This is a genomic window from Salinibacter ruber DSM 13855, assembly GCF_000013045.1.
Lineage (GTDB): Bacteria > Bacteroidota > Rhodothermia > Rhodothermales > Salinibacteraceae > Salinibacter > Salinibacter ruber.
The window spans coordinates 113,953-127,930 of sequence record NC_007677.1 but is presented as its reverse complement, the minus strand read 5'-3'; the positions used below and the strand labels follow the sequence as shown (position 1 = coordinate 127,930).

The 13,978-nt window shown below is 65.9% G+C and carries 7 protein-coding genes; 1 reads left to right on the top strand and 6 read right to left on the bottom strand.

The window, feature by feature from the left end:
- Positions 1 to 3: 3 nt before the first annotated feature.
- Positions 4 to 2,709 (bottom strand): TonB-dependent receptor, encoded by a 2,706-nt coding sequence (locus SRU_RS00530; protein ID WP_164923424.1) that lies wholly within the window; start codon positions 2,707 to 2,709, stop codon positions 4 to 6.
- Positions 2,710 to 3,414: 705 nt separating this feature from the next.
- Between SRU_RS00530 and SRU_RS00525 the strand changes: the two genes are divergently transcribed.
- Positions 3,415 to 6,735 carry a PAS domain S-box protein gene (locus SRU_RS00525; protein WP_112902715.1) on the top strand — a complete coding sequence of 1,107 codons (3,321 nt, stop codon included), beginning with the start codon at positions 3,415 to 3,417 and terminating at the stop codon, positions 6,733 to 6,735.
- 35 nt (positions 6,736 to 6,770) lie between these two features.
- Here the strand turns inward: SRU_RS00525 and SRU_RS00520 are convergent, their stop codons facing one another.
- From SRU_RS00520 to SRU_RS00500, 5 genes are all read right to left on the bottom strand, one after another.
- The gene (locus SRU_RS00520) at positions 6,771 to 7,277 is read right to left on the bottom strand and encodes an AAA family ATPase (RefSeq protein ID WP_112902713.1); all 507 of its coding nucleotides are present in this window, start codon (positions 7,275 to 7,277) and stop codon (positions 6,771 to 6,773) included.
- A 155-nt stretch (positions 7,278 to 7,432) separates the two neighbouring features.
- On the bottom strand, positions 7,433 to 10,306 hold the full coding sequence (gene ppc / locus SRU_RS00515; RefSeq protein WP_011402879.1) for a phosphoenolpyruvate carboxylase: 2,874 nt from the start codon (positions 10,304 to 10,306) through the stop codon (positions 7,433 to 7,435).
- Positions 10,307 to 10,459: 153 nt separating this feature from the next.
- Positions 10,460 to 11,344 carry a transporter gene (locus SRU_RS00510; protein WP_231847238.1) on the bottom strand — a complete coding sequence of 295 codons (885 nt, stop codon included), beginning with the start codon at positions 11,342 to 11,344 and terminating at the stop codon, positions 10,460 to 10,462.
- 2 nt (positions 11,345 to 11,346) lie between these two features.
- Positions 11,347 to 12,489 (bottom strand): DUF3179 domain-containing protein, encoded by a 1,143-nt coding sequence (locus SRU_RS00505; protein ID WP_112902711.1) that lies wholly within the window; start codon positions 12,487 to 12,489, stop codon positions 11,347 to 11,349.
- Between the two features lie 54 nt (positions 12,490 to 12,543).
- Positions 12,544 to 13,713: a DUF3179 domain-containing protein gene (locus SRU_RS00500; protein WP_162713323.1), complete on the bottom strand. Its 1,170-nt coding sequence runs from the start codon at positions 13,711 to 13,713 to the stop codon at positions 12,544 to 12,546.
- Positions 13,714 to 13,978: the final 265 nt, after the last annotated feature.

The window sequence follows — 13,978 nt, the reverse complement described above, 5'->3', positions numbered from 1 at the left end:
CGGTTACAGAGTAAGGCGGAGTTCCATCCCCACGTAGGGCGGTTGGTTGAGCCGCTCTTTTGGACGCCCATTCTTCCACACGCGGGGACGTAGATTGAGAACATTGTTTGCAAAGAAAGAGAGTCGTACAGCCTTGCCAATGTCTTTGCTAATATTGGCGTGGAGATTGAAGTAGGCAAAAGGGGGGTAGTGTCGGAAGGTGCCTTCCGAGGGGGCCCGGTCCAGCACGTCGAAGCGCGCATCGTCCACCTCCCCTTCCGGAATCGGGACGATTTCCGCTTCGTCATTGACGTAGGCGACGGCCCGATTTGAATTGTCGAGCGTCCGCTCGTAGTCGTACAGAAACGCCTCGGTGCGGAGCGTCAGCAGCAGTCCGAGATCCGAAATGTGATGCGTGGAGGTTAACGTGCCCTGGAGCCGCCCGCTTTTTTGCTTGGTATTCGGGTAGACGCCGTACCGAATCTCATTTTCCGGCTTCGTCACCGGATCGGTGGCGTTAAAGCTGTTGGACCGGTTGTAGTAGTAGCTCTGGTTGTAGGAGAGATTCAGGGAAAAGGAGGTCTGAATCACCTCAATCTTGGGCGTGGAGGCGGTCAGCTCCACGCCCCAATTGCGGGTGTAGAGGGCATTGGTGACGTAGCCCTGTGGATAGACGACCCGCTCGGTATCGCCGGTGTCGACGAACTCGGGCGCTCCATCCGCCCCCTGTCCCTGCATCTCATACACCGGCAGGTTTATGTGCTCCGGCCTCCGCTGCACGGTAATGCCGTTATCGGTGACGTTGCGGTACGCCGTTGTGCTGATCGTCGTCCCCTGAGCCGACCATTCCAGCCCAGCCTCCAGGCGTCGCGAGCGCATCGGCTGCACGTTATCGGTCACGTCCCGCTCGACGTGGGTGTACGCGAGGTACACACTTTCGCCCACGTCTCCGGTGTAGCTGTTGAGGAGGGCGTAGTCGCGATAGTCGGCGCCGGGGTAGAGATGGATCAGGCCCGGGGATTTCACCTGCAGGCCGTAGGCCCCGGTCAGGGAGAGATGATCGGTCAGGTAAAACCGCGTGTTGATTCGCGGAGAGAGGGTCTCGTACCCGTGCTGACTATCGCCGCGAAGACCGATGGTGCTCACAAGTTTGTGGCCCCCAATCGTCCCCGAGACGGTACTCTCGACGTACGCCCCGCCCTGTACGAGAGCCGGGCGTCTCGCCTCGAACGAGGTCGACCGGCTGGAGGATATGTTTCGGGGAACGGGACGACGGGGATTGATGAGGCGTCCTGCCCCGTAGTTTGCGTCGAAGCTGACGTCGCCCCCGTAGGCGAGGTTTAGATCCCAGTCCCCGACCCGGACGGCGCGATTCAGCTTCAGGCGCGCACTCAACGAAACCGGCTCCCCCAAAATCTTCCGTTTTCCACGGTAATTGGGCGGGATGAAGAAGCCTTCGTTGACCCCTTCCTGTTTCGTATCATTGCCGGGCTGCACCCCGGGATTCACGTACTCGTTCAGCAGGGATTTGCTGCGCGCCCAGCTGCCCGACGCCGACAGTGTCATCTCGTCGTAGAGTACATTCTCGGCCGCCAAACGGAGGCGGTTCGAAAAAGAGACCCGTTGGTCTCGGTAGAAGACGCGCTTCCGGGTGTCGAAGTCGGGGTCAATTTTAAAGCCGTCCACGTTCGTTCGGTACGACAGGGACAGGGTGTTGCGGATGTCCCGATCAGAACCGTAGTAGGAGGTCCACAGTAGCGACGAAGAGATCCGGTTGAAAGTCTTGATCTGATCTCGTGGGTCGTCGTTGCTGCGCAGATAGTCGAGGCTGGCGTTGAGGATGTGACGGGGACTGATCTGAAAGCCCTTGTTCACACCGAGGTTGAACTCGCCGCCCGACCGGCGCAGGTGTGCGTTCCACGGAGACTGGCCCGCCGTCGTCTCGATGAAAACGCCCCCCTCAAGAATATCCCCGTGCTCGGCCGAGGCAACCCCCCGGACAACTTCGACCTCTTCGATGTTGCCGACCGGAATTTCGCGAAGGTCGAAGCCGCCGCCGGGTGTATCGCCGGTCTCGTACTCCCGATCCCCAAATCGACCGCCTTCCAACGACCGGAAGGGCACTCTCGGGTTCTCGACCGGATTGAGCCCCTGCATATTCGCGTTGTTGTTGATCTCCCGACCGTTCATGAAGATGCCGACCCCGAACGCGTTGTTGCGGCTGTAGGGGCCGGAGGCATCGGTGCGGAAGTTGATCGTCTGAGCCCCTTGCAGGCTGGGGTTGGTGATCGATTGCCCCGGGATGAGCTGCAACAAACCCGCAAGGGTAAACGCTTGGGACTGCTCGACGGCGGCACGATCAATGATGTAGGTCGAGTTCGAGACGCTTTCCCGTGCCCGCTCGGCCGTCACCGTCACCTCGTCCATGTATAGGTCGAGGGCGGGAAGCCGGACGTCGTGCCGCAGGCGACTGGAATCCTCTGGAACTTGCAGCGTCGCCCGGTGAGTGCGCTTGCCCACGTAGCGCACCTCTACGTCAATCCGGGTCGGCAGGCCGTTCCGCGGTACGCGAAGCTCGTAGTAGCCAGTGGTATCGGTGAGGGCAACGTGATTCTCCTGGACACGCACGGTGGCGTTGAGTAGCGGAGCCCCGTCTGCATTCGAAACGACCCCGTGGAGGGTGAGCTCATCGGTGTCCTGACCAAGAACAGCCCCCGAGGACAGAACCACAGTGAGAAGCATCGCAAGGAGGGGCAAGCGCATCGGAAGGAGCTGAGCGCGGGGTTGCTTCTTATTTAGACTTATTACAAACAATCTGGGACTGTTGTACAGAGGACGACGGCGGCCTCGCAAACGAAGAGTCTCAGAAGAGCCGCAAAGATTCCAAGAAGGGCGCGGGGAGGGAACTGCCATCGCTGTTCGCCTCCCCACCACGCTGAAAGAATATGCTTCGCGGGGTGTCCGGGGGCTCTTTCCATCACGAGCCGGGCGTGCCTGCGGACGAGACCGTTCCCAACAAGACGTTCGAACGGAGAAGACCTGTTTCTCTCCGGAACTGGTTGAGAAGGGCGACTTCGTTTTCCGCACTCCCTGTTGTCAATCGGCCCTGTTGTCAATCGCGCCTGCTCCCCAACGACCGTTGCCTGTACGGCCAACCGCGTACCGCGCGCAGCAACGCGGAGCGACCCGCCGCTCCCCCGACCCGCACGACGACGGGGCGTCTCGTTCGGGCCGGCCGATTTTCGAATGCCCCTCCGGCAGGGGCCTCGACCGGGCCGGAGCGCGTTCGGGGAACAACTTTTGCTTTTCTGAAAGGAAAGAACTCGTCCTTCTTTTAGAACTCGCACTGCTTCCGGCGCCCCCAGCGGGTCGGCAGGCCAGCGTTCGCATCGTCCGACAGAGCTCTTTCTTACGCGCCCTCCCACACGCTCCAGTATGGAGTCAGACGAGCCCTTCTCCGCTCCGTTTTCTCGTTCCTCGTTCTCGGAGCCTGCCGGCTGGGGTCCAGACACGAACGCGCCCGCGGCGGTCTACGCCGATCCGGGGGCCGACGTGGATCCCGAGCGCTCCTTTGGCCGCGTCCTAGACCTCGCCACCCGTCTCTTTGAGGCCCCGATGGGAATCGGCACCCTCCACGCAAACGGGCAGCCGCGGGTCGTGGCCGCCGACGGGCTTCGCGATGCAGGCCTCCAGGACGAGGGCGACGGGATCAAGGCGCGCCTCTGCACGCGGGCCCTGCGGTCGCCGGGGGCGACGGTCGTTACGAACGCCACGGACGACGACCGGCTCGCCGATCACCCATGGGTCGCGGGGGATCCCGGGATTCGCTTTTACGCCGGCGCCCCGTTGGTGGGCCCGCAGGGCCACCGGATTGGATCGTTGTGCGTCCTGGACACCGAGGCCCAATCTCCGCCGCCCGCGGACGTCGACCGGCTTAAGGGCCTCGCCGAGATGATCGTCAACGAGTTGGAGCTGCACCGCCAGGCCGACGCGTGGGACCGGGCCCGGCAGCAGTACGAGGCCATCTTCAACCATACCTATCAGTTCACCGGCCTGCTAACGCCCGACGGCATTCTCGTTGAAGCCAACGACACGGCCCTCGAGTTTGGCGGGCTGGAGCGGGAGGAGGTCGTCGGAACGCCGTTCTGGGACACGCACTGGTGGCAGACGGGCCCAGAGACGCAGCAGAAACTCCGGGCCGCCGTCGAACAGGCGGCCGAGGGCGAGTTTGTGCGGTACGAGGCGGACGTCCAGGGGGCCGACGAGACGCGGACGATCGACTTCTCGATCCGGCCGGTTACCGACGGAGACGGGTCGGTTACGATGCTGATTCCCGAGGGCCGCGACATCACCGACCGCAAGAGGCAGGAGCGCCAACTCCGGAAGGAAAAGCGGAAGACCGAGGAGGCCCTCCAGGCCCGTGACGCCCTGCTCGGGTCCATCACCGAAAACATCTCGGAAGGCATCTACCGCTCGACGCCCGACGACGGCCTCGTCTACGCCAACGAGGCCCTCGCCGACATGCTCGGGTACCGGAGCGTGGATGCCCTCCTGGAGGCGGATCCGGTCCACTTTTACGCCGATCCCGACCAGCGGGCGCAGGTCATTCAGCAGTCGAACCGCAATGACGGCATCACCGGGGTCGAAGTGGAATTTCGGCGCACGGACGGGACGACCTTCACGGGCCTGCTGAGCGCCACGACCGTTCGGGGGCCCGACGGGGCGGTGCAGTACTACGACGGGGCCGTGACCGAGATCACCGAGCAGAAACGGCAAGAGCAGCAGCTCCGGCAAAGCCGAGAACGGTGGCGGCGTCTCGTCGAGAAACTCCAGGATGGGCTCCACATCGCCGTGGACGGAGACATTCGCTACATCAACCCGGCCGGGGCCGAGATTCTGGGCGCGGACGCTCCGGACGACGTGATTGGGCACTCCCTCTGGGATTTCGTTGCCTTGGAGCAGGCCCAGCAGGAGATCTTCGAGGACCGTCTCCGCAAGATCTATCGGGAGCGCACGTCGACCGCCCCACAGGAGATGGAAATCACCGGCCTGAACGGGGAGCGCCGCGTTATCGAAAGCTACACGGTCCCCATCAAGTTCGACGGAGAACAGGCCGGGCAGACGGTGTTTCGGGACATCACGGAGCAGAAAGAGATGGAGCAGGCGCTCCGTGAGCGGGAGGCGCGGCTCCGCTCGATCACCGAGAACGTCTCGGACGGCATCTACCGGTCCACCCCCAACAAGGGGCTTGTCTACGCCAACCGGGCCTTCGCCGACATCTTCGGGTACGAGAGCGTCGAGGCGATTCTACAGATCGACCCCATCGAATTGTACGCAAACCCCGACGCCCGAAGCGAGAACCGGCGCATCACGAAAGAACAGGACCACATCGACGCCGCGGAGGCGGAATTTAGGCGCAAGGACGGGTCAACGTTCACCGGCCTCGTCAGCGCCACCACAGTCCGCGACGAGAACGACGAGGTCATATACTACGACGGGGCCATCACCGACATCACCGAACAGAAAGAACAGGCCCGGACGCTGCGGGACCGGCAGCAGAAACTGGAGTCGCTGTACACGGCCACGCGCCACCTCTTGAGGGCCGAAACCCCCGATGCGGTCGCGACCCGCATCCAGCACGTACTCCAGGACGTGTTCGACTATCCCCTGGCGGGCGTCGACTTCGCGGAGGACGGCCGGCTCGTCCCGGTCGAAGGCGCAATCGCGTCCCCCGGTCAGATGCCAACGATCCAGTCGCTCTCGGCTGGGGGGGACAGCATCGGCGCCCGGGCATACCGGTCCGGAGAGACCGTGGTGGTGCAGAACGTAGAGGCCCTCGACAACGACGTGGCGTACGGCGGGCTGCGCTCGGTGGCCTGCGCCCCCATGGGCACGCACGGGGTCGTGCTCATGGGACAGACGTCACACGACGCGTTTGACGCGTTCAACCTGCGCCTGGTCGAGGTGCTGGTGACCTACGCCGCCGTGGTGCTCGACCGCCTGGGCCGGGAGCAAAAGCTGCGTGAGGCAAAGGAGACCGCCGAGCAGGTCAACGAAATGAAGTCGGCCTTCCTGGCCAACATGAGCCACGAGATCCGCACGCCCCTGACCTCGATCATCGGATTCGCGGAGGCGATCGGGGACGAGGTGAGCGGAGGGGACCCCACCGTGTCCCGATTTGCGGGCCTCATTGAGAAGGGGGGACGGCGCCTGCTCGAGACGCTCGACGCGGTGTTGAACCTGTCGAAGCTGGAGGCCGAGGAGATGGAGCTCGCCCTTGCCCCGCTCAACGTGGCCGAGCAGGCTGCGGACACGGGGGCCCTCTTCGAACAGCAGGCCGAAAAGGCCGGCATCGATCTGCGGGTGGACGTGCCCTCGGGTCCCCTCTGGGCGCGGGCCGACGAGGGGGCGCTGCGCATCGTGCTGCGCAATCTGGTGTCGAACGCGGTTAAGTACACCGGCGACGGGGGACGGGTCTGGATCCGGGCCCGGAGGGCCGAGGATCAGGCGGTCTTGGAGGTGGAGGACACCGGACAGGGGATGGATCCGGCGGCGGTTTCGACCCTCTTCGAAGCGTTCAAGCAGGCCTCGGAGGGCAAGGGGCGGGAGTACGAAGGAACGGGCCTGGGACTGGCCGTCACCAAACAGGCCGTCGACCAGATGGAGGGCACGATCGACGTCGACACCGAGAAAGGGGTGGGCAGCCGCTTTGTCGTACGCCTGCCCCGGCCGGCACCGGACGAAACGGACGCGTAGGGGAGGGTGCGCGCCGCCCCGGACTGCGCTCGTCCCTACTCGAAGCGGACGACGAGATGGACGTGCTCCTCCGCCCAGTCCACGTGACGCTGCGTCTGGAGGGCGATCACGACCGCATTCTCGTAGGCCAGCACGCGATCAAAGAAGTACTCGACGGTGGAGGGGACGGCCCGCTCCGCGTCGCCGTCGGGCGTGTCGACGTGCGAGTGCGTAAAGAGGGCGTCCGCGGCGTCGAAATAGAGCAGCGCCGACTCCTCGGCCGCGTGGTCGAAGGCCTTGCGCAGGGCGTTCTGGGTCTGCATGCGCTGCTCGTTCAGCAGGGACGGCACCCGGAACTGGTGCAGGTTGGCGGTGGTGTGGCGGGTGAGGGCCGCAAGGGCCTGCTGGCGCGTCTCCCGCGTGCCGCCGTGGAAGAGAATGCGGGCCGTAGACGGCTCGTCCTCGCCACTGTGGAGGGCCTGGAGGGCCCGGTCAAACGCGTCCGTCCCGTACCGGACGGGCGAAGCAGCACCGGTGTCGGGCGTCGAGTCGGGATCGGCCATGGCACGCCGGACGATGGGTGAAGAAAACGGGCCGCTTGTAGATCGGGAGCCGCACACTTGTTTCGTGCTCAAAGCGTACGCCGCTGGGGGAAAGAGGCACGGAATGCCCCTGCTGCACTCCCCCGTTCCCGCGCCCTCACACTCCCCCGCCCACACTACCCCGTGCTCTGCATGGCGGCGGCGACGCCGTTGATGCTCAGGAAGATGGCCTCGCGGAGGGCCTCCTGTTCGGCGTCGTCCGTGCTGGCCCGATACCGCTTCAGAAGTTCGATCTGAATCAGATTGAGCACGTCGGTGTACGGGTTCCGGAGCTCGATCGACTTCTTGAGGACCGGATTGCCGTCGAACAGGGCCGCCTGGTCGGTAATTTCGAGAATGGCGGACTCCGCCCGCTCGTAGTCGTCCACGATGGGGGCGTGAAACGACGTCTCCACCTCGGCGAGGGCGTCGTACCGCTCGGCGATGGGGAGGCGCGCGCGGGCCATCTCGCGCTGGGCGCTGTCGAGGACGGTCCGAAAGAAGGGCCAGTTCTCGTACAGATCCCGGAGCGTGTCGCGGGCGTCGGGCTCGTTCTCTAGGAGGGTAGCGAGGCCCTGGCCGGTGCCGTACCAGCCCGGCGCGATGTAGCGCGTCTGCGTCCACGCGAACACCCACGGGATGGCGCGCAGGTTCTCGAACTCGACCTGCTCCCCCTCCGAGGCCCGGGAGACGGGCCGCGAGGCGATGGGCAGGCGGCTGATGTGTTCGATGGGCGTGGCCGCGGTGTACCACTGCCACCCCTCCGGGTCGTCGATGAATTCGCGGTAGGCGGACATGCCCTCCTCGGCGAGGCGGTCCATAAGGGCGACCACGTCGGATTCCATCGACACCTTGTCGGCCAGCAGGGGGTTCTCGGGAGCCGGGGTGTTCTGGGCGCGGGCCGTGGCCGTGAGGGTCGCGTTCACGATTTGCTCCACGTGGCGCCGCGCAATGTCGGGCAGGGCGTACCGAAAGGAGATGATCTCGCCCTGCTCGGTCATCCGGATGCGGCCGTTGTGGACGACCGGCGGGAGCGCCCGAATGGCCTGTGAGGTGTGGCCGCCGCCGCGCCCCACGGTGCCGCCGCGCCCGTGGAAGAGACGCAGGTCCACGTCGTGCTCGTCGCACACCACCCCGAGCGCGTGAATGGCCTTGTGGAGCGCCCAGTTGGCCATCCAGTAGCCGCCGTCCTTGTTGCTGTCGGAGTAGCCCAGCATGATCTCCTGGAAGCCGTCGCGCCCCTCCAGCTGCGCGGCGTAGACCGGGTGCGTAAAGAGCGTCTCCATCCGGTCGTCGGCGGCGTCGAGGTCCTCGATCGTCTCGAAGAGCGGCACCACGTCGAGCGGGCACCGGTAGCTGCCGTCGACCACCGCGCCGAGCCCCGCCTCCTTCGCCAGCAGCATCGGCTCCAACAGATCGCTCACGGTGTGGGTCATGCTCACCACGTAGCTGCCCACGATGTCGGGGTCGACCGCGTGCATTGCCCGGAGGACCCCGAACACCTCCATCAGCTCCGCCGCGTCGGCGGGCAGGTCCGCGTGGCGGCTCACCAGCGGACGCGGGTTCTGGAGCTCTCGCGACAGCACCTCCAGCTTTTCCTCTTCGGACAGGGCGCCGTAATCGTCCACCACGTCGCCCGCGTCCAGCAACGCGGCCACCGTGTCCTCGTGGACCCTGCTGTGCTGGCGCACGTCGAGGGCGGCAAGGTGGAACCCGAACGTCTTGACCAGCGAGCGGAGGCGGTGGAGCTGCCCGCTCTGCGCCGCGTCCTCGAAGCCGTGCCCCTGGAGGCTTTCGGCGATGAGGTCGAGGTCGGCGAGCAGGTCGTCGGCGGCGTAGGCGCCCGCCATCGCCGCCACGTCGGTCGCGTCGATCCGGTCGAGCAGGCCGCGGAGGCGTTCCTCAATGTAGCAGAGCTTGAGACGGTACGGCTCGCGCTGGTACTGGCGCCGCACGTCGTCGGGCAGAGCGATCTCCTCGGCGTCCGCCTCCAGGGAGGCCTCCAGGGCGTCCGAGACGGTGAGCTGGCGCGTGGAGATGCTCAGGTCGTCGCGCAGCTCGTCGATCTCGTCGAGGTAGTGCTCCAGCGTGGTGCGGCGCTGGCGGGCGACGGTCCAGCGCGTGACGTCGGCCGTCACGTTGGGGTTGCCGTCCCGGTCGCTGCCGATCCAGGAGCGGTACTGCAGGAAGGCCGGCAGCTCGGCCGTGGCGTCGTAGTGGCGGCGCAGGGCCTGCTGCACGTCGCGGTGGATCGCAGGAATGGTGTCCCAGATGGATCCGTGCAGGAAGTAGTGGCCCTGCTCCACCTCCTCCCGCACCGTGGGGCGCTCGGCCCGCACCTCATCGGTCCCCAGGAGGAAGGCCACCTGGCTGTAGAGGCGGTCCAGCGTCTCGGCGCGCTCGTCGGGCGTGGCGTCCGGGCGGCGCAGGGTCGAGAGTAGGTCGGCGATGTGCTGCTCCTTGCGCAGCACCGAACGGCGGCGCGCCTCCGTGGGGTGGGCCGTGAGGGTGGGCTGAATGTCGAGCTGCCGGAAGAAGGCCACCACCTCGTCGGCCGTGTAGCCCTCCGCCTTCAGGTCCGCCACCGCCGCGTCGATCGACTGCGGGCGCGGCTCCGCCCCGTCGGCCCCGGGGCCGTCCCCCGGCCCCAGCGGCCACTCCGACGGGCCGGACTGGCGGGCCCGCTCGCGGTTGATGCGGATGATCTCCTGCTGCTCCGCCTGGTTGACGAGGTGGAAAAAGGTGGTGTACACGTGCAGCAGCCGCTCCAGCGTGTCCTGGTCGAGCGCTGCAATCCGCTCCGCGGCCTCCTCCCGCTTTTCCGGCGCGTCCTCCTGCTCCGCCGCCTTGCAGAGCGCGCGCAGCCCCTCGACGTGCTCGAAGAGGGCTTCCCCACTCTGCTCTTCCGCGATGTGCCCGAGCATGCTGCCCACCAGGTTGACCTGGCGGCTCAGGGGCTTGGAGATGCCGGTGCCCTCCGTCTCCAGGTCAAGGTCGTCCCAGCGGGGCATGATGGATCGGGGAATGTGAATAGACTGTGAGACCGCCTCTAAGGTACAGGGCGACCGCGACGGCTCCAAGTTTTCAGCCGCGTACAGGGGGCTCTTCAGTCAATCGTAACACCCGCCGGACGCCCGTCTAGGATGGAAGCGCTCCCGCAGTCGTCATTTCCAAAGCGGGTCGTCCCACGACAGAAAATACCCGAGGGTAACCGTCGGGCTTGCGGGGAGGCGGTCCGAGCGGGTCGACTGGCCGTGGACCGGGAGGCGGGCCCCAAGCTGCACGGCCCCCGGCCCCACGCTCCACCCCACTGTCGGGATCACCTGCACCAGTTCGCGGGCGGCAAACTCGAACCCCGTACGGGTGTCGATGGAGGGCCGTCCGAACAGCCCGTCGACGGCCACCTTCCACTCGAAGCGGCCGAGGGACCCGCCCACGGCCGTGTTGAACACCCATTCGTTTCCGGGGTCGCGCGCGATCTGCTCGTTCTCCTCGCGCCACCGGTGCCCCGCCCACCCCGATACGTATATCGGCACCGGATGGAGGCTCGTCCCCGCCTCCAGCAGAAGACTCCAGTCGCGCTGCCCCTGCGAGAGGGAGATCGTCTCGGCGTCGTTCTCGAAGGTGCCCGTCGTCAACTTTACGCCCCCGCGGAGCGCGACGGCGACCGGCAATTCGGGGATGCCCAGCAGAGAGGGCCCGGCCCGAAGAAAGACGCGCGGATCCCCCAGCCCCGTGGTCAGCAGGTCCGACCCCGAGCCGTTGAATGCCTGGCGGTGGAGGGGCAGGTCGACCCACGCATCGAGCCCGCGGAAGAGCCCGAGCGCCCCCGTAAGGCGGGCCGTTGTGGTGATGGACTCGGCGTCCGGGTCGAGTTCGTCTAGGGGCACGACCGTCCCGTCCTTGCTGAAGCCCTCCTGCGTGCGCTGGTGCGCAACCTGAAGCTGGACCCATCCCGTGCCCGGGGCCTCGACCCACTGGCCGTGACTGGGGGTTGCCGTCAGGAGCAAAAGCAGAACGGCGGTACCAACGACACTCTGACGGATCATGGTCATTCGCTTCCGTCCCAGATGCGCGTTTCGGGCTGGAAGGAATCGGCCGCCCAGGCGAACCAGAACGACACATATGCGGTCTGTACCGGCTCAAGTCGGGCAGACCCGTTCTGGGCGCGGCCGTCGAGCGTCCACGTGCGCCCGCTGCCGTCTACGAAGCGGCCATTCTCGACGGTAAGTGAGAGCGACTGGCCGCTTTGCGTTCGGGGATGGTAGGCCATTGCCCCCTCGGCGTCGGCCCGCCAGAGGACCACCATGTCCGTTCCGCCGACCGTTACCTCGACGGCCCGGGCCTCGGAGCCATCGTCGAGCTCGCCGAAGGGCACGGCCAGTCCCCCGTCGCCGTTCGGAATGCCGAGCACTCGTTCCTTGGGCGGGCGGCGGTCGTCAATCGGCATGTCGAAGAGCAGATTGTCGTTGTTCGGGCGCTCGTACGACGACTCCGGATCGGGATCGCCGTACGGATACCCCGAGGTCGTGTAGTTGCGGGAGAATCCCGTCTCCGAGGAAATGACTTTCGTGTCCGGGTGGAGCTCCTTCCATTTCCCCCAGGTCATCTCCATGACGGGGAGCATCTCCAGGTCGGTGCCCACGCTGGCCCCGCAGTTCGCTTCTCGATTCATCTGGGGCCAGAGCGACTCGTCGTCGCGACGGTCGAACATCGTGAGGTTGTTGTTGAACAGGAGCCCGGAGACGCCGAACTCGGCCCCATCGATCACGCTCCGGTCGAACGCAAGACTGGTTCCTGTGAGGGGGCAGTACGTCACCGCAAAGGTCTGGCCGGCCCAATTGTCAACGTTCACGATCTCGTGGTGCCAGAGAATGTTGTGGGGCACGGCCAGCGCCTGATCCCCGAAGAGCAGCCCGATAATGCGGTTGTCGTCTTCGAGGTAGCCGGCACTACTCGCGTCTTTTTCGACGAGTCGATCGTCTCCGGACGTAAATTCGTCGAGGGAGGGAATTCCGTCTCGAGGAACGCCCCCGTCCACGAGCCGGTCGGTCGGAATGGTACAGCTGTCGAGGTTGAAGCCCGAGTTCCCATTCCCACTGTCACTAACGCTTCCCACGTCGCAGCCCGCGAGCACGAGGAAGCCGGCGAGCACTCCAACGGACAGCCAAGCTGTGGATCGAGGAGGCATCATGGAAACGCGTCGATGATTGCAAAAGTCCGTGCGCGGGGATGGGGAGACACACGCCTACAAGCTTCCTCCGGCCCCATAAAGTGCAGCATCGGGACGGAAGGCAAACCAGGCGAAGGCGAAGTAGTCGCCGTGCTGGACGCGGTCGAGCTGGGTCCCCTCCAGCGGGCCGTCTACCGCCTTGCCGGTCACCGTCCACGTGCTTTCGGTGTCTTCGTCCTCGAAGCGCCCGTCGTCCACGTAGGAGAAGGTGAGCGTGCGCCCGTCTACGCGGCGGTCGAAGACGCCGGTGGAGCCGGTCTCTTTCGACTCCGCGATCTCGGCCGCGTCGAGCGCAGAGACGGCGCCAGGGGCGTGAAACACGGCCAGCGGCCGGCCGGCGACCGTGTCGTGAAGGACACGCTTCTTTTCGGTTTTCGAGTGCGGGTAGGCCTTGTAGCGGTCGCCGATGGTGACGGCCACGACCTTCGCCATCGGGGGCAGGCGGTCGTCCGTGGGGCCCCGGTAGGCGAAGGGCTTGTTGTCGATGTCGTCGTAGCCGGCGTACGGATTGCGGCCGTACGGTCGGTCGTGCCCCGTGTCGCGCGAGAGCACCGCTCCGTCCGGATGGGTCTCCCCAAACTGGCGGAAGGAGACGATCTGCGACGGAATCTGCGTCAGCGTCCGGCCCGCAAGGTCGCCGACGATCGCTTTGCCGGTGAGCTGCTGCCACAGCGTTTCGGTCTTGCGGTCGTACATCACCAGATCCGAGTTGCGGAGCAGGCCGGAGACGCCGAATTCGACGGGCTCGCCGTCGAGCGTACGCTCGAACACGAGGGCGCTGTAGCAGAGCGGACAGAAGGTAACGGCCACGGGTGTGCCCGCGACCCGATCGTTCACGATCTCGTGGTGCGTGAGGATCTGAAGCGGATAGGCCCGCGCCGTGCCCTTGTGTTCGAGCAGGATCACCGGCTCCTCCGGCGACACCCAGTTGCTCGCCTCCCCCACCGAAACGAACGAGGGATTGTCGACCGACGGGATGCCGTCCTTCGGCGGCCCGCCCGACATCAGCGTCGAAAGGTCGATGTTGTGCTTCGAGTACGCCGTGTCGAACTGCTGGAGGGCCGGTGGCGCGTCCGGGGGGAGGGACGACTGCGCTCGCGCCCCCGGCGCAACGGAAACGATCCAGAGCCCCACCAGACCCAGTACGAAAACCAATCGATGCTGCACGGACGGAGAATCGGTCATCGGACAAGACGCGAGGTCAGCAGCCATCTACGGCTGTGCTTAGGGCGCTTTTTCGGGGCAGCGTTACGCACCGGGCGAACTCCACACCGGAAGCCCCCGAATCGAGGAGGGGCGCACGCCGAGTGTTCTCGCCCCTTCGGTGCCTCCGTCAACGGAATTCGTTCCTCGGTCGCCCGCGTGTGCCCCCTCGAATGGCCCCGTCGGACCCAGGGCCGCGTTGAAGGCACGCGCCCCGACCGCCGATAACCGGGGGCGAGCGGAACGG